At 42.2% G+C, this 24,377-nt stretch carries 19 protein-coding genes; 13 read left to right on the top strand and 6 right to left on the bottom strand.

The window, feature by feature from the left end; all coding sequences use genetic code 11:
* The first annotated feature begins 121 nt into the window (after positions 1 to 121).
* The 5 genes from J2X69_RS04255 (at position 122) to J2X69_RS04235 (ending at position 6,264) form a co-directional block, all read left to right on the top strand.
* Positions 122 to 2,281: a TonB-dependent receptor gene (locus J2X69_RS04255; protein ID WP_310098942.1), complete on the top strand. Its 2,160-nt coding sequence runs from the start codon at positions 122 to 124 to the stop codon at positions 2,279 to 2,281.
* 11 nt (positions 2,282 to 2,292) lie between these two features.
* Entirely contained in the window at positions 2,293 to 2,937 is a 645-nt protein-coding gene (locus J2X69_RS04250) for a hypothetical protein (protein ID WP_310098940.1), read from the top strand.
* 76 nt (positions 2,938 to 3,013) lie between these two features.
* Positions 3,014 to 4,087: a histidine kinase gene (locus J2X69_RS04245; protein WP_310098938.1), complete on the top strand. Its 1,074-nt coding sequence runs from the start codon at positions 3,014 to 3,016 to the stop codon at positions 4,085 to 4,087.
* Positions 4,084 to 4,836 (top strand): LytTR family DNA-binding domain-containing protein, encoded by a 753-nt coding sequence (locus tag J2X69_RS04240; RefSeq protein WP_310098935.1) that lies wholly within the window; start codon positions 4,084 to 4,086, stop codon positions 4,834 to 4,836. Before J2X69_RS04245 ends, J2X69_RS04240 begins: the two co-directional genes overlap by 4 nt.
* A gap of 396 nt (positions 4,837 to 5,232) precedes the next feature.
* Complete coding sequence (locus J2X69_RS04235) at positions 5,233 to 6,264, top strand: DUF4221 family protein (protein ID WP_310098932.1); 1,032 nt, start codon at positions 5,233 to 5,235, stop codon at positions 6,262 to 6,264.
* A 120-nt stretch (positions 6,265 to 6,384) separates the two neighbouring features.
* Here J2X69_RS04235 and J2X69_RS04230 read toward each other — a convergent pair whose 3' ends face one another.
* From J2X69_RS04230 to J2X69_RS04220, 3 genes are all read right to left on the bottom strand, one after another.
* The gene (locus J2X69_RS04230; protein WP_310098929.1) at positions 6,385 to 7,956 is read right to left on the bottom strand and encodes an Rne/Rng family ribonuclease; all 1,572 of its coding nucleotides are present in this window, start codon (positions 7,954 to 7,956) and stop codon (positions 6,385 to 6,387) included.
* 178 nt (positions 7,957 to 8,134) lie between these two features.
* Entirely contained in the window at positions 8,135 to 8,962 is an 828-nt protein-coding gene (locus J2X69_RS04225; RefSeq protein WP_310098926.1) for a tetratricopeptide repeat protein, read from the bottom strand.
* Between the two features lie 18 nt (positions 8,963 to 8,980).
* A complete protein-coding gene (locus tag J2X69_RS04220; RefSeq protein WP_310098922.1) occupies positions 8,981 to 9,289 on the bottom strand; it encodes an HU family DNA-binding protein in 309 nt (102 codons plus the stop codon).
* 145 nt (positions 9,290 to 9,434) lie between these two features.
* Here J2X69_RS04220 and mutY point away from each other — a divergent pair, with 145 nt between their 5' ends.
* From mutY to J2X69_RS04195, 5 genes are all read left to right on the top strand, one after another.
* Complete coding sequence (gene mutY / locus J2X69_RS04215; protein ID WP_310098920.1) at positions 9,435 to 10,508, top strand: A/G-specific adenine glycosylase; 1,074 nt, start codon at positions 9,435 to 9,437, stop codon at positions 10,506 to 10,508.
* 45 nt (positions 10,509 to 10,553) lie between these two features.
* The gene (locus J2X69_RS04210; protein ID WP_310098917.1) at positions 10,554 to 11,015 is read left to right on the top strand and encodes a single-stranded DNA-binding protein; all 462 of its coding nucleotides are present in this window, start codon (positions 10,554 to 10,556) and stop codon (positions 11,013 to 11,015) included.
* A gap of 70 nt (positions 11,016 to 11,085) precedes the next feature.
* The gene (gene gldE, locus J2X69_RS04205; RefSeq protein ID WP_310098914.1) at positions 11,086 to 12,435 is read left to right on the top strand and encodes a gliding motility-associated protein GldE; all 1,350 of its coding nucleotides are present in this window, start codon (positions 11,086 to 11,088) and stop codon (positions 12,433 to 12,435) included.
* Positions 12,436 to 12,828: 393 nt separating this feature from the next.
* Complete coding sequence (gene gltB / locus J2X69_RS04200) at positions 12,829 to 17,319, top strand: glutamate synthase large subunit (RefSeq protein WP_310098911.1); 4,491 nt, start codon at positions 12,829 to 12,831, stop codon at positions 17,317 to 17,319.
* Between the two features lies 1 nt (position 17,320).
* A complete protein-coding gene (locus tag J2X69_RS04195) occupies positions 17,321 to 18,796 on the top strand; it encodes a glutamate synthase subunit beta (protein ID WP_310098908.1) in 1,476 nt (491 codons plus the stop codon).
* A 56-nt stretch (positions 18,797 to 18,852) separates the two neighbouring features.
* On the opposite strand, the gene J2X69_RS04190 is transcribed toward J2X69_RS04195, so the two are convergent.
* Together J2X69_RS04190 and J2X69_RS04185 are read right to left on the bottom strand one after the other, a co-directional pair.
* Positions 18,853 to 19,269 carry a DUF4890 domain-containing protein gene (locus J2X69_RS04190; RefSeq protein WP_310098905.1) on the bottom strand — a complete coding sequence of 139 codons (417 nt, stop codon included), beginning with the start codon at positions 19,267 to 19,269 and terminating at the stop codon, positions 18,853 to 18,855.
* Positions 19,270 to 19,359: 90 nt separating this feature from the next.
* Complete coding sequence (locus J2X69_RS04185; RefSeq protein ID WP_310098902.1) at positions 19,360 to 20,691, bottom strand: NAD(P)/FAD-dependent oxidoreductase; 1,332 nt, start codon at positions 20,689 to 20,691, stop codon at positions 19,360 to 19,362.
* Between the two features lie 146 nt (positions 20,692 to 20,837).
* Here J2X69_RS04185 and J2X69_RS04180 point away from each other — a divergent pair, with 146 nt between their 5' ends.
* Both J2X69_RS04180 and yjjX read left to right on the top strand, forming a co-directional pair.
* Positions 20,838 to 21,545 carry a YebC/PmpR family DNA-binding transcriptional regulator gene (locus tag J2X69_RS04180; protein WP_310098899.1) on the top strand — a complete coding sequence of 236 codons (708 nt, stop codon included), beginning with the start codon at positions 20,838 to 20,840 and terminating at the stop codon, positions 21,543 to 21,545.
* A gap of 25 nt (positions 21,546 to 21,570) precedes the next feature.
* Positions 21,571 to 22,137, top strand: coding sequence for an inosine/xanthosine triphosphatase (gene yjjX / locus J2X69_RS04175; RefSeq protein ID WP_310098896.1), 567 nt, complete (start codon positions 21,571 to 21,573; stop codon positions 22,135 to 22,137).
* Positions 22,138 to 22,338: 201 nt separating this feature from the next.
* On the opposite strand, the gene J2X69_RS04170 is transcribed toward yjjX, so the two are convergent.
* Positions 22,339 to 23,319: an NTPase gene (locus tag J2X69_RS04170; protein ID WP_310098894.1), complete on the bottom strand. Its 981-nt coding sequence runs from the start codon at positions 23,317 to 23,319 to the stop codon at positions 22,339 to 22,341.
* Positions 23,320 to 23,388: 69 nt separating this feature from the next.
* Between J2X69_RS04170 and J2X69_RS04165 the strand changes: the two genes are divergently transcribed.
* The gene (locus J2X69_RS04165) at positions 23,389 to 24,318 is read left to right on the top strand and encodes a M28 family peptidase (protein WP_310098891.1); all 930 of its coding nucleotides are present in this window, start codon (positions 23,389 to 23,391) and stop codon (positions 24,316 to 24,318) included.
* The last annotated feature ends 59 nt before the right edge of the window (positions 24,319 to 24,377 follow it).

Genomic DNA, 24,377 nt, shown 5'->3' with positions numbered 1-24,377 from the left:
ATGCCACCCAATACATCTGAGGGCTGTTTTTTACACTTCAGTGACTGAATACTACACTTCAGTCAGTTTTAATTTTTTGAGGTGGATATGACTGACACTTTTGATTCAAATCTGAATCGAAATGAATCCAAGACTTCTTCTTTTTTTCACTTGTATACTAGTGCAAACACACGCTTTTGCACAAGCAATCGTCCACGGAAAAGTGGTGGACGAAAAAGGCTTACCTCTACCCGGAGCAAACATACAGATCAAAGGAAGTTACGATGGGGCTACAAGCGATAAAGACGGGAATTACCGGTTCGAAACCTCAGCAACCGGTGCTCAAGTATTGGTTTTCAAGTTTCTGGGGTTCAAAAGCCAGGAACTTAATATAAACCCTACCTCAGGAGCTTACGAAATCCAACCGGTCAAAATGATCGAAGCAATCACCGAAATGAATGCTGTGACGATTTCCGCAGGAGCCATGGAGGCCTCTGATGAGAAGAAAGCTGTAGTGCTACGGCCATTGGATATTGTCACCACATCCGGAGCAATGGGTGATATAGTCGGAGCTTTACAAACTTTGCCCGGAACCGGCACGGTAGGAAATGACGGACGCCTATTTGTTCGCGGCGGTGACGCAAGTGAGGTGGGAATCTACATCGATGGACTTCGTGTAGGAAATGCTTATGGTAGCTCCACATCAAATGTACCTACCCGAACCCGCTTTAATCCGAATATTTTCAAAGGGACTTTTTTCAGCACAGGAGGATATTCAGCGGAATATGGGCAGGCACTTTCTTCGGCATTGTCACTGAATACCAAAGACCTCTCTATGAGGACTCAAGGTGATCTCTCCATTATGTCTGTGGGGGGAGGATATGCACAAACACTTGCAAATGAAACCCAAAGCATTTCTCTTACAACCAACTATTTTGACCTCAAGCCCTATCAGAAACTCATCAAACAGGATTTTGACTGGGAAAGAGCTCCTTACGGCTGGGATATAGAATTGTCTGCACAGCAAAAACTAAAAAATGGAGGCTTAGTGAAAGTACTCGCAAGAACAGAGGAAGGCGGAATGGAGCTTTGGCAAGCACAGCCTGGACTGGACGGTAGAGGAATCTTCGTCAACTTAAACAACAAGTACTCTTATGCACAGAGCAACTGGAGGAATTCCTACGAAAATGGTTGGTCCCTAGTAGGGGGAGTTTCAGTTTCTTCCAATAAAGATGACCTGCTCATTGATTCCAGTCCAATTGAAAGAAAAAACCTGCTTTCACATGCAAAATTCACAGCAATCAAAGATTTCTCAGATCGCATTTCCATGAAAACAGGGATAGAATATTTTATACATAATTACTCAGAGAAACTACGGATTGAAAACCGGAAACGAAATTTTGCAGAAAGAGAAAGTTATCTTTTCACCGAGTGGGACTGGTACCTAAGCAAAAAACTGGTGCTAAGAGGAGGTATTCGCGCAGGAAATAGCCGGCTGACTAGCCAGACTTGGCTGGATCCAAGATTTTCATTGGCCTATCAAGTTTCAGAACATGGCCAAGTCTCTATTGCCTCTGGCAGGTTTCATCAATTGCCCATCGAAAATCTCCGGGTAGTAGACCCTTCTATAAAAAACGCCGTGTCAAAGCATCTGATCCTAAACTATCAGTATCAAAAAGAAGGGGTTATGTTTAGGGCAGAGACTTTTTATAAAACTTATGATGACTTAGTCCGATTCGAAGGAAATTTCAATAACCCCAGTCAGCTTCGAAACGCAGGTGCAGGATATGCCCGAGGGATGGATTTCTTCCTGAGAGATCGCAAAAGCATCAAAAATACGGATTACTGGATTTCTTACAGTTTCGTAGACAGTAAGCGCTCTTATAATCAGTATGAGACGAAAGTTCAACCAGATTTTGCCCCAAAGCACAATTTCTCACTGGTCGTGAAGCACTTCATCGCAGCACTGAACTCCCAGCTCGGAACCTCCTTCTCTATCAACGATGGATACACTTATACCAATCCGAATGAGCCTGCAGAAATGAATTCCAAAACGAAAAGCTACCAAAACTTAAGCCTTTCATGGAGCTATCTGCCAAAACCAAATCTCATCATTCATGCTGCAGTCCAGAATGTACTCGGTAGAGAAAATGTGTTTGGCTACTCCTATACTGAAAATCCAAACGATCAGGGAGTATTCGACTCTCTCGCAATAGGTCAACCAGCACCGAGATTTCTATTCTTGGGAATTTTCCTGACGCTATCAAAAGACAAAACAGCAAATAATTTAAACAACCTATAATCGACTAAACTATGAAAAAGTCAATCTTGAGCTTCGCTTTCACTTTAATCATCATCGCATTTGCGCAAGCAAGTGACCCCACCTTTATTGCTGCTATGCAAAAACAACTGGCTGCAAAAAATACAATCGAAACCTATGAGCAATCGCAAACTATCACAAACGGCTTTTTGAGAATTGCAGATGCAACGGAATCCGAATGGCTTCCCTACTATTATGCCGCATTACTGAAAACCGAAGCGGCTTTTCGCTTCGAAATAGATAAGGACAAAAGTCTGGATGAAGCACTTGAGCTAGTGCAAAAGGCGGATAAAATGGCTCCCGGAAATTCTGAAATCACCGCGCTGCACGGCTACATCCTGATGGGAAAAATCAGCCTTGATCCCGCGGGGCGAGGACAGACGATGAGTCCACAGGCAATGCAGCTTTTCGGAAAAGCAATCAACCTCGATCGCGAAAACCCAAGAGCAGTTTCCCTGATGTCTCAAATGGAGCTGGGAATGTCCCAATTCTTCGGTACCGGACCTGAAAAAGCCTGTGGAATGGCAAGAATGAGCCTTGAACTATTTAAAAAAGAAGAAGCAAAAATCAGCGATGAGTATATTTTACCAACTTGGGGAAAGACTCAAGCTGATCAGGTCGCTTCGAAGTGTAAATGATATGTAACGCCCAATAGAAATTCCTTTCTTTCCATCGGGGAGAAAGGAATTGTTCCTTTTTACTTAATTTCCTGCTATGCCCGAAAAAAGAAATCCAGCCATTTGTAAAACAGAAAAAGGGATCTGGAACACACTCCCAAGTTTTCTGATTATCAACTTTGGGATAGTCATGGTACTTATGCTATACTTCTGCCCCACGTGCTTCATAAGCTGGGAAGGTGCTAAAAGTATGATTCCACATTTCATTTTTTCTTTTGCGATTACCGTAGCTATGAGCTTTGGTGGAAATGCCGTGGAAACATTTTACGACAAACGCATTTCGTGGATTCATCATCCAGTGAAACGTCTCTTACTGACTAGCATTACCTACTTGAGTTATGCTTTTATTGTATCTTATATCCTTGTTTTCCTTTATTCGTGGGCTAGAGGAAATATCGATTTGACCGATATCCCTTATAGCTCATTGTTTCAATACTCACTTATGCCGATGGGTATTGCATTAATTTTTATGGCATTGTTCACCACACGCTCCTGGTTGCTGGAATGGAGAAAGTCAGCCTTGGAGGCGGAAATACTTCGCAACGAAAAACTGGCAAGTCAATATCAGTCTTTAAAAGATCAGCTTAACCCTCATTTCCTATTCAACTCTTTAAATGTACTATCAGGATTAGTCTATGAAAGCGCCGATCGATCCGCCGCCTTTATTCAGAAGTTATCACGCATATACCGCTATGTTTTAGAAGCCCAAAAAGAAGAATTAATTGAGGTGGAAAAGGAGGCGGATTTCGCAGTAAATTTTCTGGCACTTCAAAAAATCAGATTCGAGGGCAGTTTGAAATTTCTAATGGAAATCGATGACAAAAAAGGGTTCATTCCACCGCTTTCCCTTCAACTCCTCCTTGAAAATGCCATTAAACACAATATAGTAAGTGAAGAAAAGCCTCTATTTATCCACATTTACAGAAAAGAAAATATGTTATGGATAAGCAACACTTTTCAGCCAAAATCAAGTCAAACCGAACCTTCAACCAGTGTAGGATTAAGCAATATTAAAATGAGATATCAACTGATTTCCAGCCAAACTATTGAAGTAATAAAGACTGAGAAAGAGTTTTTGGTCAAGCTGCCAATTTTAGAATTATACACATGAATATACTAATTATAGAAGATGAAAATCTTGCAGCCAATTTGCTCAAAACACAAATAAAGAAACATTTTCCGAATGCTGAAATATTCGGAAATTTGGATAGTATCTCAAATTCTATTTCTTGGTTTCAACGAAATCCACAGCCTGATTTGATATTTTGTGACATACAATTGGCAGATGGTATAAGTTTTGAGATTTTTGAAAAAGTACACTTATCCACACCGATTATCTTCACCACAGCTTTTGACCAATATGCGATAAAAGCGTTCAAAGTAAATGCAATCGACTATCTTTTGAAGCCTATTGATCCTGAAGATCTAGCAAGAGCTGTGGATAAGTATAAGACTAATCAGATTCGATCTACTATAGATTTAGCAGTGCTGAAATCTCTGTTAGCACCTACAAACTCCACCTTCAAATCAAGGTTTTTGGTGAAGTATGGAGACAAAATTCAGAGCATTCCTACAGTAGAAATCTCCTTTTTTAGCAGTGAGGAAAGAGTCACTTTTCTGCAAACCAAAGAAGGGAAAAAGTATGTGCTCGAAAGTACCTTGGAGCAAACCGAAGCCCAGGTAGATCCGGCGATTTTCTTTCGGCTCAACAGAAAATACCTCAGCAGTATGGAGGCAATAGATGGAATTTTTTCCTACTCAAACAGTCGGCTAAAAGTGACTTTAAAAAAATGCGCAGATCAGGATATTTTGATCAGCCGCGAAAAAGTAGGTGATTTCAAAAATTGGCTAGACCGGTGAGAAATTTAACCACAGTGGACACTGAGGTTTTCGCAGAGGTCGCAGTTTAGAAATAATTTTCTGTCTAGGCCCAAGTTTGTCGGACTGAGTAAGAAAAACTTAAGCGTTACAAAAGAGTAATGACTGGAAGATATTAAGGAACAAAGTTGGGGTCACCCTGACACAACGTTTGCACACTTAATAGCTTTATCTGTCACCTTTTTCATGCGGTATATGATAATCACTAACTTGACTGAATGCCAATCTTCAGATCACATGCTTATATCGGAATAAAATCCAGACACCTTTAAGAATCCATCTGTCATGCGAAATTTTACTTTATTGCTTTTTTTAACCGTAAGTATTTTAAGCATTTCTTGCACCCCAAAGTCAGAAAAGTCAATACCTATTTTCGACTTGAAAGATTTAATTGTGGATACCTTGTTTTTGGAAAAAGACACGCTTACCAAAAATCTCGGATTCAATTTCTACTATTACGAAACTGATTCTGGAGAAGTACTAGCTACATTTATAAACCATCAGTTCCTAGTTTATAGTTACCCCGATGGATCACTCCTAAGAAAGCAGCGGTATGAAAAAGAGGGGCCAAATGGTATAGGATCATTTATCACTGGTAATTTTATAGATGATAAAAGCATCTATTTCCTATCACAGCAGAAAGAATTAATCCAATGCGACTATTATGGAAAAGTGGTCGCTAGATGGGACTTGCCAGAAGTAGATAGCGGGAGGAAGTACGCAAATTACTCCAGCCATCTATACAATAACCTGTATAAGTCTGGAAGTGAGCTATATTTTGTAGATATCCCGTTTGTTTTCCAAGAAGGTTTTGAGAATTATGACAAATGGGGAATGATTTTCAATACAGAATCACATAGTTTTTCGAATTACCGCTTCCTCTATCCTGAAAATATACTGGATTATACTCAAGATGATCAATTAGGCCTCTTTAGTCATGCATATAATTCAAATACACAAGAACACCTAATAGGTTTTTCCATTTCTGACTCAATTGCTGTTGTAAAAAACGGTGAGCAAACCTGGAAATGGGCTGGTTCATCAGAATCCCTTAACTTTAAAAAGGGAACTACTGTCCCAAGCGGAGAATACACCGTCTTCCAACCAAATCATGAAAGTAGCAAGTACATCGGCCTTGATTTTGATACCCAGACTGAAAAAATCTTGAGATGGGTACGAATAAAAGGGCCAACACAAGATAATCCTGATCAGCAGAAGCATCGTCTTTTGGTTTTTGATAAGGAATTCCAGTCAGAAGCTGAATTTGATTTTAGCACAGACGAATTTGGCTTGTATGGATTTAATACACCGGCCGGTTATACCCTTAGTCTCCATACCCAAACAACCGATGATATAGTAGGATTCGCAGTGTTAGATTTCTCAAAAATCAATGGCCTTCAGGAAAAATAAAACTAGACGAGTTGCGGTGGTTATATGGTTAAAGACTAATCCAGCCTCGCTGCGTCCTCTACGAAAACCTTGTGACCTCTGAGGTTAAAACCTTTCATTAAGCCCATAAAAAAAGCGAGACTATTCAGTCTCGCTTTTTACTAGTAGTTCGATTTCCTCTCCAGATTCATCTAAGAATCTGTATTCCGTCACGGGTAGGGAAGAATCTTTGATCAGTTTTATCCACTTATTATACTTGAAAAACCACTTTACTCTTCGGCTGATTATGCCTGTAGTGAAGTATGCGTGCAGATAGGGATGCAACCCGATTTGTATTTTACTCACATTCTGGATAGTAGCAATATGATCTACGTCTTTCTCCAGCTTATCGGCTATCAATATTGAAGCCTGGATTTTGCCGGTTCCGTTGCATGCAGGGCAGGTTTCTTTGGTCACAATATTGACCTCTGGCCTTACCCGCTGTCTGGTGATCTGCATGAGCCCAAATTTGCTCAGCGGTAAAACAGTATGCTTGGACCTGTCAAACTTAAGCTCGTTGTTCATCGCTTCGTAGATGGCCTTCTTATTCTCGGCCTTCTTCATGTCGATAAAATCGACCACGATGATCCCTCCCATATCCCGGAGGCGGAGCTGTCTGCCAATTTCTTTAGCGGCGACCAGATTGGTTTTCAATGCCGTTGATTCCTGGTCACTTTCCTGGTTGGACTTATTGCCACTGTTCACATCAATGACGTGCAGGGCCTCTGTGTGCTCGATGATCACATACCCTCCTTGCGGAAGGCTGACCGTCTGTCCAAACAGGCTTTTGATCTGCTTTTCTATTCCAAAACTTTCAAATAGTTTGGCTTTACCGTTGTAAAGCTTGACAATTTTTTCTTTTTCAGGAGCTATATTCCTGATGTAGGATCTGATCTGATCGTAAGTAGATTCTTCTTCTACGGTGATTGCGTCGAATGATTCGTTGAGCAGGTCTCTCACAAGTGAGGAAGCCATGCTCATCTCTCCGATAATTTTGTCGCGACTCTTGGCTTTCATCAATTTAGCCATGCCTTCTTCCCAGTTATTGAGAAGATTGCGAAGGTCTTTGTCTAAGTCACTAACGGACTGACCTTCTGCCACAGTACGGATGATTACTCCGAAATTGGCCGGCTTGATAGAATTGATGAGTCTCAGGAGACGTCTTCTTTCCTCGTTGCTTCTGATCTTCTTGGATACGTTTACCGAATCCGAGAAAGGCACCAGTACAAGGTAGCGACCTGGCAGAGAGAGCTCACAGGATAGTCGGGGCCCCTTCGTAGAGATGGGTTCTTTGACGACCTGAACTAAAATCTGTTGATTTTTCGACAGTGGATTGGAGATTTTTCCAATCTTGTCGATTTCAGGTTCGTTTTCAAAACCCTTCAAATTGTAATTGCCGTAGTTGTTGTTGCGCACCATTTTGGTGAACTTGGTCAGGCTGTTGAAATTTGCCCCGAGGTCCTGGTAATGAAGAAAGGCGTCTTTCTCATACCCTACGTCTATGAAAGCTGCATTGAGCCCATTGACGATTTTGCGGACCGTACCGAGATAAATATCCCCAACTTTAAACTGATTGTCCATTCCTTCGGAATGCAACTCAACCAGACTCTTGTCTTGAAGGAGGGCAATTCGACTTCCGTTTTGAGCAGAATCGATTAACAATTCCGTACTCAAAATCTCGTCTTATTATGTAAATGAACGTGTACTCAAATGACAATAAGAAGAAGTGTATTACTTCTTCTTATGTCTGTTTTTTCTTAGTCTCTTCTTACGCTTGTGCGTAGCGATCTTATGTCTCTTTCTTTTCTTTCCGCAAGGCATAGTCTTTGGATTTAGTAGTGATATGAATAAATTATAGCTTGTCGAGATAGCTTTCGACGCTTCCAAGAATCATCTCATCCTTGGTCATCATCTTTACTTTCTCAAACTGAGCTTTCGCTTTGTTGTTTTGTTTGGCTTCAAAATAGCTCACGCCCAAGTAAAACTGCCCCTGAAGATTGTCCGGATGATATTGGATCAATTCTTCAAATCGCTCAGTAGCTCGCTTGTACTGGCCTGATTGCATAGATAGTACGCCCATGTTGAACAGCCCGTCCTCATTTTGCGGATCCTGCTCCAAGATTTCTCTTAGCATTGTGATCCCTTGCATTGGGTTGGACGAGGACACATAAGTCATCGCTATCTTGGTTTTCAAATCCAATCGGGTGGGATCATTATCCAACACCTGTGTTAAATACTTTCGGGTCTGTTCGGCAGTGTAAGTTACTTTCTCCGGATCCAGCGCAAAGCTGAATGCCTCATAGTAGGCAATGCCCGCTTTTTCGGCCAACTCCGTGTCTGACTGCTGGTCGGCCGCCAAACTTAAATAATATCCCGCACTATCGTACTTCCCAAGTTCCTGATAGATCGCAGCAATCTCTTCGCTAGAAGATTTCAGCTCTTCCGTAGAAGAGTTTTCTGCGATCTGAAGCTTCAGCGTATTTATCTGTAGCCTCTGATCAGTACTTAGCTCAGCCTCATGCATCGCTATGGGATCAGCAGACGAAGTAGAAGCGGATGGATTTTCCTGAGAAACTCCATCCGCCTTACTGTCATTGTCTACGACCACACTAGGAAGGACATACAATCCACCGATTGCGATGACTCCTATTGCGATAAGTATGAGTTGAGATCTTTTCATGTCAAAAACCCTTCAGACTTAGTCCTGATGAGCTAGTTCCTTGATTTTTTTGCTGTTTTTAATCTTCTCTACGAACACTTTAGATGGCTTGAAAGCCGGAATATAGTGCTCGTCGATAACGATCGCTGTGTTTTTGGAGATGTTTCGGGCGATTTTTTTAGCTCTCTTCTTATTGATGAAGCTACCAAATCCTCTCACGTAGATATTGTCTCCTTCAGCCATTGAATCCTTCACTACTTTGAAGAACGCCTCAATGGCTTGTGTAACATCATCCTTTTGGATACCTGTTTTGTCCGAGATCTTAGTGATTACTTCTGCTTTAGTCACTGTAATATTAATTTAGAAATTACGAAATAAGCTTAACAACCTATTAACCAAGTGTTTTTGGGACTGCAAATGTAAGAGAACCATTGCAATTAAAAAACATATTCGCAAAAATTAGCTTGATTTGTATGATAGATTATAATTGACTATGGGTTATAAAACCACTGAATATCAGGCTTTTTCGCATCAAATACTAACTTGGTACAGAGAAAATCCAAGAGATTTACCATGGAGAGGAACCATTGATCCATACAAAATTTGGCTCTCAGAAATCATTCTTCAGCAGACGCGGGTAGCTCAGGGGTTACCATATTATTACGCTTTTGTGGAGACTTACCCCACCGTGAAGGATTTGGCTTTGGCACCGGAAGAGGAGGTCCTCAGACTATGGCAGGGTCTGGGATATTATAGTAGAGCAAGGAATCTTCATGCTTGCGCAAAAAGTATCTGGCATGATATGAACGGTGTGTTTCCAAAAACATACGATGAACTGCTGAAATTAAAAGGAGTTGGAAGCTACACCGCATCGGCAATAGCAAGCTTCGCCTATAATGAGCCCAAAGCCGTAGTGGACGGCAATGTGTTCCGGGTACTGGCAAGATACTTCGGTATTGAAACCGATATAGCGAGTTCCAAAGCAAAGAAAGAATTCGAGACCTTGGCCAATCAGCTTATCCCTAAAGACAATCCGGGAGAATTCAATCAAGCGATGATGGATTTTGGTGCCAGACTGTGCACTCCCAAAAAACCCGACTGCTCCTCGTGTCCATTGAAAGACTCCTGTTTTGCTCTTCTATATAATATGGTGTCGGATCTGCCCGTGAAAATCAATAAAGTAAAAATCAAAGAGCGTCATTTCCATTATTATGTCATTAAGTGCGGTAAGAGGTGGGTATGGAAAAAGCGAACTTCAGGCGATATCTGGGAGGGTCTTTTCGACTTTCCTCAGATAGAATCAAGCAGTGAGCTACTGCCTTCTGTAATGGACATCCCCTTAACCTCTGAGGAGGAAACCCGGCGTTTTCCTAAAAAATACAGACACATTTTGTCACATCAACGATTAAATGCCGTTTTCTCTGAAGTGGAAATAAAAGAAGAAAATTCCGAAGTACTTGAAAATTGGTGTGAAAATGAAGGATTTATGCTGGTGGCAGAAGACAAGATCGAATACTTGGCAAAGCCAAAGTTAATTGTGAACTTTTTGAACGATCAAGGGATTTGACTAACTTCAAGTATTCGACTTTTTCAATCTTAAATTAAACTAGTTATGGCAGGAGTAAATAAAGTAATCCTAGTAGGAAATCTCGGCGCAGATCCGGAAGTAAAGTATCTGGAAGGCGACAATGCGGTGGCAAATGTAAGTTTGGCAACCACAGAGGCATACAAAAACCGAAACGGTGAAAGAGTAGAGCAAACTGAATGGCACGATCTGGAAATGTGGGGAGCACAGGCTAAAATAGCTGAGCAATACCTCAAAAAAGGTAGTCAGATTTACGTAGAAGGTAAAATCAAAACTGACAAATGGCAGGATGAGCAAGGGCAAAATCGCTATAGAACCAGAATCAGGGTGCTAAGCTTTACTATGCTTGGCAGCAAACCCGACGGCGCGGGAAGCTCAGCCCCTTCTCCGCAATCCACCCAACAAAGACCTGCATCGGTGGCGCCTACTTCAGCGCCTAAAACACAAGAAATGGTTTCAGATACAGAAGATGACGATCTCCCATTTTAATATTCTATTCCCCTGGAAGCTATTTTCGGGGGAATGTTTTAATTTTGCATTAACCACTGCGGTTTAATACATGGACGATCCCTATCCGAGTTACCATTTACTCGCTCAGATTAACGCACCTTCGGCAAGTTATCTGATTATAAATGGATTGCTTTTTATACTTCTATTAATAGGCTCTGCCCTAGTTTCCGGCTCAGAGGTAGCTTTTTTTTCCCTTACAAATGAAGATTTGGGAAATATCGAAGAAGAAAATAGCCCCCGCGGCAAAAAAGTCATCAATCTGGTAGAAGCTCCCAAAAACCTGCTCAGCACTATTCTCATTCTCAATAACCTCATCAATATTGGGATAGTGACACTAACAACCTTTGTGGCATGGTCCATTTTTGGAAAAACTGCTACGGGGATAATAATAATCTTAGTCCAAACGATCGGCGTGACATTCGCTATCGTGTTTTTTGGAGAGATCGTCCCAAAGGTCTATGCAAATAAAGCAAAGGTGGAATTCAGTCTTATCATGGCACCCAGTATTACCTTCTTTTCCACCATTCTAAGGCCCTTTTCCATGTTTTTGATGGCCTTCAGCAACCTGCTGGAAAAGCGGATCGAAAAGAGGGGCTATTCGCTTTCGGTCAATGAGCTGAACCAGGCGCTTGAATTGACTACAGAGGATGCCCCGAATGAGGAAAGAGAAATTCTTCGCGGGATAGTAAACTTCGGTACACTCACGGTGAAGCAAGTCATGCAAAGCCGTATGGATATTACTGCCGTTGATACCGACATTGATTTCCATGAGCTGATGGACAAAATCAACAAGAGCGGTTATTCCCGAATTCCTGTGTACGAAGAGACCATTGACAACATTAAGGGCATACTCTACATCAAAGACCTGCTTCCTTTTATAGAAAGGGATGAGGATTTCGCTTGGAATGAGCTGATCCGGAAGAGTTTCTTTGTGCCTGAAAACAAAAAAGTAGACACCTTATTAAAAGACTTCCAATTAAAAAGAGTCCACATGGCTATCGTGGTGGATGAATATGGGGGAACTTCAGGACTGGTCACTCTTGAAGACCTAATCGAGGAAATAATCGGTGAAATCAATGACGAATTTGACGACCATGACGACATCTTCTTCCAAGAGATTGACCCAGCTACTTTTATATTTGAAGGTAAAGTTTCCCTGAATGATTTCTGCAAAAAGCTGGACCTGGACAACCAGATATTTGAAGACGTGAAAGGAGAAAGTGAATCTCTTGGCGGCTTGCTTCTTGAGCTTAATTCTAAATTGCCTAAAAATGGCACCAAGATCAAATTTGGAGATTTCGTATTCACCATACTGGCAGTAGATGCCCGAAAAATCAAAAAAATAAAGGTTCATATCAATTCTCTGGACAAGGATGTCCTAGGCCCTCATACTGACTGAGCAACAGTCAACTACAATATTTTTAGTTTTTCCAATTATTCAGAATAATATTCTTTTCACTGTAACCTCCCCAGCGAATCGAAGAGTTGGCAACAAAAATTTCGAAAAATAATTTTATTTTTTTTAGCTCTATTTTTTCGAATCCTAAAAATAGAATTTTCACATATTTTTTTCTGGTTTTGGGCAAAAAAACACCCTATTTCTCTCAATTTTGCCATAAATTTTATTGGGTCGTTCTGTTTTATACACCAAAAAGTTAATTGCCAAAAAATCAAAAAAGTCAAAATCCATAAAAAATAAGGCACTAAAGCAGCCGTTTTGTTGCCGTAATTTTAATAGGACAAATTTTTTCTGTAATTTTTGGAAATTTTGAACCTAATAAATTCTATAAAAATGCAAGAAGGTTTGTATCGATCGGAGTTTGAGCATGACTCCTGCGGTATAGGTGCGGTTGTTGATCTGAGCGCAGTTCCCTCACATGAGACGATTAGCGATGCCTTATATATGCTAAGCAACATGGAGCACCGTGGCGGTCGTGGATCTGATCCTAAGACCGGCGATGGTGCCGGCATATTAATACAGGTACCGCATCAGTTTCTAAAGGATATTACTGCGCGTACAGAGGTCTCGCTTCCCGAAGCCGGATCTTATGGGGTGGGCATGACCTTTTTCCCAAAGAATAAGCAGTTATTTCACCGGTCAAAAGAACTCCTTAATCAATTGATCGAGGAGTTGGATTTTGAATTGATCGGTTATAGATCTGTGCCTGTGGATGAAACAGTACCCGGATCCGGAGCACTGGAAGTAATGCCTAATATTGAGCAACTTTTTGTCAGGCACAAAAAGGGGCTTACCGGAATTGAACTGGAGCGTAAGCTATATGTACTTAGAAACTATTCTACTTCAGAGATAAACACCAAAATTCCAGGTGTTAATCAGTCCTTCTATTTTGCGAGTTTGAGTAGTCAGACACTTATATATAAGGGACAGCTACGAACTGATCAGGTTTTGGCTTTTTACAAAGACCTTCAGAACTCCAAAATCGAATCTGCTTTTGCCATAGTTCACTCGCGATTCTCCACCAACACCTTTCCTAACTGGAGACTGGCTCAGCCATTCCGTTTCCTTTCCCACAATGGTGAGATCAATACGATCAAAGGGAATCTGAACAAGATGAAATCTAAGGAGAACCTCATGAAATCTAAGTATTTCACTGATGAGGAGCTTTCCAGATTGATGCCTATTACTGACAAGCAAAAGTCAGATTCCGCAAATCTCGATGCAATGGTGGAACTGCTGACTCTGAGTGGCAGATCACTCCCTCATGCCATGATGATGCTGGTACCGGAGGCATGGCAGGATAATGAGGTCATGGATCGGGACAGAAAATCCTTCTACAAATTCCACGCATCTCTTGTTGAGCCTTGGGATGGCCCTGCAGCTTTGCTGTTTACCGATGGAAAATCCGTAGGAGCTACGCTAGACAGAAATGGCTTACGCCCATTAAGATATTTCATCACAAAAGATAAGCGCCTTATCCTTTCGTCAGAAGCCGGAGCTTTACCTATTCGTGAGGCTACCATTATCGAAAAAGGACGGATTAGCCCAGGGAGAATGATTTGGGCGGATTTGGAAAAAGGCCGCGTAGTATTTGACGAGGAAGTAAAAGGAGAAGTGTGCAGCAAGCAGCCCTATGAGAAATGGGTAGCTGATCAGCGTATCAAACTTCGTTTGGAAGATGCTCCTGGCACATTGACTCATCCTTATTCCACCGAGAATATCAAGAAACACCAAACTATATTTGGATATACTTCTGAGGAACTCAAAGTAGTGCTGAGCCCTATGGGAGATACTGCCTATGAAGCAATCGGCTCCATGGGAGCTGATACTCCTCTGGCTGTGCTATCCAAAGAGAGTCAGCATATTTCGAATTACTTTAAGCAGCTGTTTGCCCAAGTAAGTAATCCGCCGATTGACCCTATCCGTGAGCGTTTGGTCATGTCGCTTTTCACCCGACTGGGTGTGGGACAGAATATTTTGGAAGAAAGCCCAAAACATACCCGTCAAATCCACATCTCCCAGCCGGTGCTTTTAAATGAGGATCTGGAAAAGATTCAAAAGATGGAAGGACAGGGTTATAGATGTGCTACTCTTTCGAGTCATTTCCTTGCAGATCATAAACCCGGAAGACTACTGGAAGCTCTCAACAAGCTATGTGATGAAGCAGAAAAAGCGATCAGCGAAGGGAAAAATATCATTATCATCTCTGACCGTAACAGCACCGAAGAATGTGCACCGATCCCGTCACTATTGGCGATCGGAGCTGTACATCACCACTTAGTGAAGAAGAAGATCAGAACCAGTGCAGGATTGGTCTTAGAATCAGGAGATATACGGGAAACACATCATTTCGCCACTGCCATAGGCTACGGAGCTTCTGCCATCAATCCATACATGGCACTGGAATCACTTCTGGACATGTTTGAAAAAGGCGAACTGCCAAATGCCAAAAGCCAGAAGAAACTGTTCTCAAACTATCAGGCTGCGATAGGAAAAGGGCTCTTGAAAGTTCTTTCCAAAATGGGAATCAGTACCCTTCAATCGTACCAAAGCGCACAGATATTCGAAGCAATAGGACTGGGACCCGAAGTGATCGACAGATGTTTTAAAGGAACGATATCGAGAATCTCCGGTATTTCCTTTGATGAGTTGGCAGAGGAAGTCCTAATCCGCCACAGAGCGGCTTACGAAACAGAATCTCCAATTCTAGAACAGGGGGGTGTATACCAGTGGAAGAGAAGAGGTGAAAAACACTTGTTCAATCCTGAAACAATCCACCTCCTTCAAAAATCAACTCGCTTAAATGACTTTGGTCTGTACAAGAAATTTGCAGCCAAAATCAATGAGCAAAGCAAAGATGCCTTGACCTTGAGAGGCCTGTTTGAGTTCAAAAAACGAATCACTGTTCCGATAGACGAAGTAGAACCGGCATCTTCCATCATGAGAAGGTTTGCTACAGGTGCTATGTCCTTTGGTTCGATTTCTCACGAAGCCCATTCTACACTGGCTATAGCTATGAATAGAATTGGTGCCAAGAGCAACTCCGGAGAAGGAGGAGAAGATGAGATCCGTTTTGCCAAAAAAGAGAATGGAGACTGGGAGCGCTCTGCAATCAAGCAGGTAGCATCAGGTAGATTCGGCGTTACGAGTAATTACCTCACCAATGCCGCTGAGCTTCAAATCAAAATGGCACAGGGAGCCAAGCCGGGAGAAGGCGGTCAGCTTCCCGGACATAAAGTAGATGACTGGATAGGTAGAGTAAGACACTCCACTCCGGGAGTAGGATTGATCTCTCCTCCACCTCACCACGATATTTACTCCATTGAGGATCTGGCCCAGCTGATCTTCGATCTGAAAAATGCAAATAGAAAAGCAAGAATCAACGTTAAGCTAGTTTCTCAAGCCGGTGTAGGTACTGTAGCGGCAGGTGTGGCAAAAGCCATGGCTGATGTGATCCTAATCTCAGGTGCGGACGGGGGAACCGGAGCTTCTCCGTTGAGTTCGATCCGACATGCAGGATTGCCTTGGGAACTTGGACTTTCGGAAGCTCACCAAACTTTGGTAAAAAACAACTTACGTAGCCGCGTAGTGCTTCAAACCGATGGTCAACTCAGAACCGGTCGTGATCTTGCTATTGCGACACTTTTGGGAGCTGAAGAATGGGGAATCTCTACCGCAGCACTTGTAGTAGAGGGATGTATTATGATGAGAAAATGCCATCTGAACACCTGTCCTGTAGGTATTGCAACCCAAAATCCGGATTTGAGAAAACTTTTCACAGGTGATCCCGATCACGTAGTGAATTACTTCCAATTCCTAGTACAGGATCTTAGAGAGATCATGGCATCCTTAGGATTCCGTACAATAGATGAAATGGTGGGGCAAAGTAATGTCCTTCAATCTACCGGACATCTCAATCACTGGAAGTGGGACAAAGTTGACCTGAGCCCTATTTTCCATAAAGTGGAAGTTCCGGATCATGTAGGTATACACAAGCAAATTGATCAGGAATTCGAACTGAAAAGAGTGCTCGACCGTCAGTTGATTAAAGCCGCCCATCCTTCTCTTGAGCAGGCGATGGCTTCATCCGGCAGCTTCCAGATCAAGAATATTGACAGATCTGTAGGAGCGATGCTTTCCAATGAGATTTCCAAAATATACGGAAGTCCGGGATTGCCGGAGGACACGATCAATTTCAAATTTACCGGTTCTGCAGGCCAGACTTTCGGAGGATTCCTTACCAAAGGAGTCAATTTCGAACTGGAAGGAGAGGCCAATGATTACTTTGGCAAAGGCCTTTCCGGTGGTAAATTGATCGTCTACCCAAGTAGAAATGCCAAATTCACTCCAGAGGAAAATATCATCATCGGTAACGTAGCGTTCTATGGCGCTACTTCCGGAGAAGCATATATCAATGGAAAAGGGGGAGAGCGATTCTGTGTAAGAAACTCCGGCGTACAAACTGTAGTGGAAGGAATAGGCGATCATGGATGCGAATACATGACTGGAGGATTAGTGGTAAACCTTGGAGAAATCGGAAGGAACTTTGCTGCAGGAATGAGCGGTGGAATCGCTTATATTCTCAAAGAATACATCACGGAGATCAATCCTGAATTGGTAGATATAGATATTCTGGAAGAGGAGGATTTCACCACGATCAAGACATTCCTCAAAAGACACGTGAAACTGACCAAGTCAGGCCTAGGCACTAAATTTCTTGAAGATTGGGACAAATCCAAAGAGAAATTCATCAAGGTAATTCCTAGAGATTACAAGGCAGTTTTAGAGAAAAGAGCATTAGAACAATCAAAATCGTTGGCGTAATATGGGAGCGAAAGAAGGATTTATTCAATTCAAAAGAGAAACCCCTGTTAGTCGTGACGCGAAAGCGAGATTAAGTGACTACAAGGAAATATATGAGCCTTTCTCGGGCGAAAAGTTAAATAATCAGGCAGCGCGATGCATGGATTGTGGTGTACCGTTTTGTCACAGTGGCTGCCCACTCGGAAATGTCATTCCGGATTTCAATGATGCGGTTTACAAAAACGAGTGGGAGCAAGCGATCAAAATACTAAGGAGCACAAACAATTTTCCCGAATTCACCGGGAGAATCTGTCCTGCTCCATGTGAAGCTAGCTGTGTATTGGGAATCAATAAAGATCCGGTAGCAATCGAATTGATAGAGAAGAACATTGCAGAGAAAGCCTATGAGCTAGGCCTAATCAAAGCAAATCCTCCGAAAACAAGAACAGGAAAAACTGTCGCTGTAATCGGCTCCGGACCTGCAGGATTAGCCGCAGCAGATCAGCTGAATCAGGCTGGACATGAAGTGACGCTTTTCGAAAAAGATTCCAAACCGGGAGGTTTACTTCGATTTGGTATCCCGGATTTCAAGTTGGAAAAATGGGTAATTGATCGCCGTATCGAATTTATGAAGCAGGAAGGAGTAATATTCTCCTGCGACACCGAGATAGGTTTCAATATCAAAGCAGATAATATTCTTAAAAATTTCGATGCTGTAGTGCTTTCTACAGGTGCAGGACAGCCTCGAGGTCTGAACATTAAAGGTGCGCAAGCCAAAGGTGTCCATTTTGCAATGGAATTTCTAGGTCAGCAAAACAAGGTAGTCTCCGGCGAGATCAGTGAAAATCCTATTTCGGCAAAAGGCAAACATGTGATCGTAATCGGTGGCGGGGATACAGGAAGTGACTGTATAGGCACTTCGAATAGACATGGAGCTGCATCGATTATGCAGCTTGAGTTGCTGCCTAAACCTCCTCAGCAGAGAAACACCCTTAATCCATGGCCGGAATGGCCTATGACCTTGAGAACTTCCAGCTCCCATGAAGAAGGGGCTGAGCGGGTGTTCTCCATTCTCACTAAAGAGTTTGTAGTGAATGGGGAAGGTCAAGTAACAGGCTTGAGTCTGGTCGATCTGGAATGGGTGCACAAAGATGGCAGGATGGTATTTGAAGAAATCGCAGGAACTGAAAGAACTGTTCCATGTGACTTGGCATTCTTGGCTATTGGCTATACAGGTCCTGCCCAGAATGGATTGCTGGAAGCATTCGGAGTAGAATCCATGGAGAATACGCTTCCAAAATCTAAAAATTACCAAAGCACAAATTCTAAAGTCTTCTTGGCCGGTGATATGCGTAGAGGCCAATCCTTGGTCGTCTGGGCAATATCCGAAGGCAGAGAGGCTGCTGTGAAAGTGGATGAATACCTCATGGGAGAATCTGCCCTTCCTCAGAAAGACGAATCTTTCTTTCAGGTCGAAGCCGAAATCGGTATAAACTAAGATCATTTACCTTAGAAAACAGAAAGCCATCCACTTAATTGGGATGGCTTTTTGTATTAATTGCCGCCTGATTTCTTTCGCGGATCCCTATCTATTTGTGCATTTGGTCTGCCTCGCCTGCGATCATTCATTTTCTCAGCTTTAATTTCAGTCCACTTCGCTTTTTGTTCCTCTGTCAGTACGGATTGAATTTTAGCATCTTGCTCTTTCAACTCTGCTCTTTTCGCTTCCATCTCTACCTTACGGGCTTCCGTTTCAACTTTTCTTTCAGCCTCATTCTTTTTGGCAAATTCCAAATTGATAGCCAAGATTTGTTCCTGTTGAGCATCTGTCAGGGAGAGTGACTCCGCCATACGTTCCGTGCTTTTTTTAGCTCTATCTTCTGCACTGGGTCTTTCTTCACTTTTTCTCTGCGCCATTGTGCTAAGGCTGATCATTACCATCAGTCCTGTAGCGAAAATCCATTTGTTCATGTGTCCGTTGTTTAGTTACATGAGTTAGACCGAGCCGGGCTTTATCAGTTTAATCTGACCCTAAAGAGTTTTTGTTAACAAATCTTAAACCTACCTCTCCTCAGTCATTGCCTTCTCCTCACTAGGCCGCACCGCCTTTGGTTTTATCAGTAGCCTGAGGCTTGGATCAAAGCTCAGATAGTTCCAGGACCAATCGAGGAATATGAACAGCTTATTTTTAACACCGAGAATAGCCATTAGATGGACAAATAACCAGGTAAACCAAGCTAATATTCCCTGAAACTTGATAAAAGGAAGATCAACCACTGCCAACTTTCTTCCTACTGTTGCCATGGATCCCAGGTCTTTATACTTAAAAACCTTCTTCTCCTTCCCTTCCTCTATTTTGTGTAGATTATGGGCCAAACAGACTGCCTGCTGAATTGCTACCTGCGCGACCTGCGGATGCCCTTTGGGATAAGTTTCCTGAGTCATTAAGCTGATATCCCCCAACGCATACACCCCCGGACATCCCTTTACTTCTGAGAAATCATCTACGAAAATTCTTCCATTCGGGGCATAATTATCTTCTTCCAGGCCCCCTATTCTGTTAGGCTTTATTCCTGCAGCCCAAAGCAATGTCTGAGTTTGGATAGCCTCTTTATCAGCAAGTTTTACTTCCTTGCCATCATAATCCTTCACCATGGTGTTCAGCATCACCTCTACCCCCAGATGCCGGAGGTACTTTAAAGCACTTTCCTTGGACTCTTTGGACATGGGCCCCAGCAATTCGGGACCGGCTTCTATGAGCACAATTTTCATGTTGCGGAAGTTCAACTCAGGGTAATCCTTTGGCAGCACACTATTCCTCAGATCTGCCATAGCACCGGCAAGTTCCACCCCTGTAGGCCCTCCACCTACGATCACCACGTTCATAAGGGACTTACGGTCTTCCTCTTTCTCAATATTAATAGCCCGCTCGTAATTGGAAATTATCTTGTTTCGAATGTAAAGTGCCTCAGACACAGTTTTCATGGGAGAGGAAGTTTCCTCTATACTTTTGGATCCAAAATAGTTTGTATCTGCACCCATAGCCATCACCAGATAGGAATAATCCAAGTAACCCATATCCGTATAGAGCCGCTTGATTTTTGGGTCAAAATGATCAGCCTGCGCCATGCGGAATGTCACATTCTTGGATCCATGAAAAACCTTGCGAAGCGGAAATGAAATAGCGCTGGGCTCCAGTCCCGCAGTGGCAACCTGATAGAACAATGGCTGAAACTGATGATAATTATGTTTGTCCAATAAAATCACCTGAAATTGCTTATTCATCAACTTCATGGCTAGCTTTAGCCCACCAAAACCGGCTCCTATGATTACTACTTTTGGAAGATCCGATTTGGGAATATTTGGAAGAGGGTGGGATAGAAAATCCGACATATTAAAAGTGTTTTTTAGTACTTACGGTTTACGGTCTATTTTGGGCAGATTTCTTGGGGGAAATTACCAAAACTTTACTTGGAACCTTTCATTTTTCACCCTAAACGAAAAGATTTACTAATTTTACTACCCAAATAATACTAACCATGGGAAGAGCATTTGAATTCAGAAAAGAGAGGAAATTCAAGCGTTGGGACAAAATGTCCAAAGTTTTTACGCGTCTGGGAAAAGAAATTGTAATGGCGGTGAAATCGGGAGGACCCGAACCCGCTTCAAACCCCAGGCTTCGTACAATAATCCAAAATGCCAAGGGAGCTCAAATGCCCAAGGACAGAATAGAGGCAGCGATCAAGCGTGCTTCTAACAAGGACGAGAAAGACTACGAAGAAGTAGTTTACGAAGGATACGGTCCTTTTGGAATTGCGGTAGTGGTGGAAACGTCTACAGACAACATCAATAGAACTGTAGCGAACATAAGAAGCTACTTCTCCAAAGCAGGTGGCTCCTTGGGAACCTCTGGCTCCGTGGTATTTATGTTTGACAGAAAAGCTGTATTCCGCTTTACTAAAGGAGAATTCGACTTAGAAGAACTGGAATTTGAGCTAATTGATTTCGGACTGGTTGATATCGATGAAAATGAAGGGGAAATCTTCGTTTACACCGAGTTTGAGGATTTCGGAACCATGCAGAAAGCACTTGAAGAAAAAAATATAGAAGTGATCAGCGCAGATTTCCAGCGCTTCCCATCTACACTTACCGAGCTCGATGAAGAGCAGGAAGAGATTATCAATAAGATGATTGAAAAGATGGAAGAAGATGACGATGTAAACCAAATTTTCACAAACATGGCCTAGGCATCCGCCTAGGTTTTTTTATTCTATGAATTTCCCAAAAAGAGAAAACTTTCAAGCTTCAGAAAAGCCTTTAGTAATAGTAGGAAGCAAAAATATAGTGAAGGTAGCCTGCACCGAATCGGCTTTTACCGAAGCATTTTCCGCAGGGTTCACTGTGAATGGAATCAATGCCGCCTCGCAGGTATCTGATCAACCCGTAGGCAATGAAGAGACATACCTAGGTGCCAGAAATCGCGTGATCAATTCCAAAAAAGCTTTCCCAGAGGCTGATTATTGGGTAGGAATAGAAGGAGGCATAGAAAGCGACGAGCGGGGTATGTTCGCCTTTGCCTGGATTTATATCGAACACAAATCCGGTCTTCACGGCAAAGCAAAAACAGGGACATTTTATCTCCCTGAAGCAATCGCCAACTTAATTCACTCAGGACTGGAACTTGGCGAAGCCGATGATCAATTCTTCGCTCAGGAAAATTCCAAGCAAAACGGTGGAGCCGTCGGAATTCTTACTCGCGGGGCGATAACCAGACAAACCTATTATACTCAGGCTATTGTGCTGGCTTTAATTCCATTTCTAAATAAAGAGCTATTTTAAAGAAGCTGATTTTTATAATTTTTTTGTCTAAGTTCCATTTATTCGGAAAATTTTTGACTATTATTGAATTATTGAAATTTAAAACTTTGATTTATCCAAAAGGTACGGAATATTACAAACGTGCCTTGATAATCAACGGAAGTAAAAGTTGCTTAAATCACCCCTAACATTAAGTAGCTATAGACCTCTCTTATGAGAGGTCTATTTTTTTAAGTTTACCAGAAAATTTTTCAAAGCAACTCTCCAATCCGGATCAGCATCCCATTCAGGGCCTATATAGAGCTCATTTCGGACTAATAGTTTGATGTAATACTTAACTACAATCCGGGAAGCATCTGATGTGGGAACAAGCCCCATACTTCTCATCAAATCCGCCTCTCTGCCTTCTACTTTGACCAATAGAAATTGTATTTTTTCGCGAATTAACTCCTGCTCGGATTTCGCTTCTGTCAGCCACTCTACCTGATACGGATATTCCTGCTTCAGTACCTGCTCAATCCCCGATTTCTGAGCTGCCTGAGCTGCCAAAATCGCTTCTTGCGACTTTCCGTACATATCATACCTGAAATAACTCAGCAGGCCCGTCTCCGCAGAGGATCCTTCTATAATAATTCCCAGCTTGAAGACATCCAGATTAAGGGGGTTCTTGGCTAAAAATTTCTGACTAGATGAAGCTTCAGAAGTACTGATTGCCAAGTATTCAGGTACATCCAATACCAGAAGATTATGTGAGGACTGATTTTCTCCTACCTTACCAAACTGGGCCGTAGCAATTCCAATATTCTCACCGGTCACACCAAATAGGGTCGTTGAGGGTATTATTTGTCCGTTTCCGGTAAATGGCGCAACATGAATACTCATTTGATTTTTCTGTCGCGTGACCAGAACAATATTTTTCACAAGGCGCTGCTGAAAAGACTTAGCATAATCAAGCTGAACAGCTTCCGAGAGGGCAATTTTCTCCAACTCAAAATAGGCCACAGGATCCCCCCCTGCTTGTACCAATGAATTGTGAACACTATCAGCCACTTCTTTCCATGTCATCAGCGGCCTGCTGCCGGGATCAGTGGAGACCAAAACCACAGATTTTCCATCAAAAAAGGACTTCGGAAGACCTCCTTGAGCTGAGACAAACCGGAGATTCGCCAAAAGAATAAAAATAAGTAAGGCATTATATTTCATGAATTCAGAGGCGTGATCCACTAAGCTTATTAATTTTACCAATATACATAACGCAAAATACTTTCCCTGATGCATCCCACAATCAAAAACGCCCTAAATTGTTTACTCTTTCTGGTATTTCTCCAAGCAAACGGGCAAAGTATCGACGATAAAAGCCTGATCGAAACTATTAAATTTTTGTCAACAGATGAATTGAAAGGTCGAAAAACAGGTAGTGAAGGCAACGCCGAGGCTCGTGATTTTATCCTTGGACAATTCAAAAATATCGGGCTTGAAACTCACTACCCTGATTATCAGCAGCGGTTTTCTTTTGATAATAGACGAGAAAACACGACTTATGAAAATGCGGTAAACGTCGTGGGATTTGTTGCCGGCAGTTCTTCCAAAAAACTAATTGTAATCACTGCGCATTACGATCACATAGGCATTGGCAAACCTGATGCAGCAGGTGATTCTATCTATAACGGAGCGGATGACAATGCTTCGGGAACCGCCGCTTTGATTGAATTAGCAAAATATTTCAATAAAAATCGTCCTGAGCACTCCATGATTTTTGCCGCATTGGACGGTGAAGAAATGGGGCTACAGGGAGCAAAGGCTTTAGTAAAAGACTTCCCTTTTCCAATGGATCAAATCGTTCTGAATATCAATATGGATATGATCTCAAGAAATGAAAAAGGGGAACTATATGCTTCAGGTACGTATTACAATCCAAGTTTAAAAACAATACTCGAAAGTATCGCTGCAGAATCTACTCCTAAATTACTTTTTGGTCACGATGAGCCCAACACCGGGCCTGATAATTGGACACAATCTTCAGATCATGGCCCCTTTTTCAATGCCAATGTTCCGCACATTTATTTTGGTGTAGAAGATCATGACGATTATCATCAGCCAAGTGATTCATTCGAAAATATTGATCAGCGATTTTACATCAATGCAGTCAATCTTATATTGAAGTGTACCTTAGCACTTGATGCAGCACTGCCCAAAGAGTAGTTCCTCCTCTTTTTATTGATAGGTATCTTACTTAAATTAGATTTTAAAGCACGCTACTA

It is taken from the genome of Algoriphagus sp. 4150, from assembly GCF_031457395.1.
Lineage (GTDB): Bacteria > Bacteroidota > Bacteroidia > Cytophagales > Cyclobacteriaceae > Algoriphagus.
The sequence above is the reverse complement of the archived record's forward strand: the minus strand, read 5'-3'. Positions and strand labels throughout refer to the sequence as shown.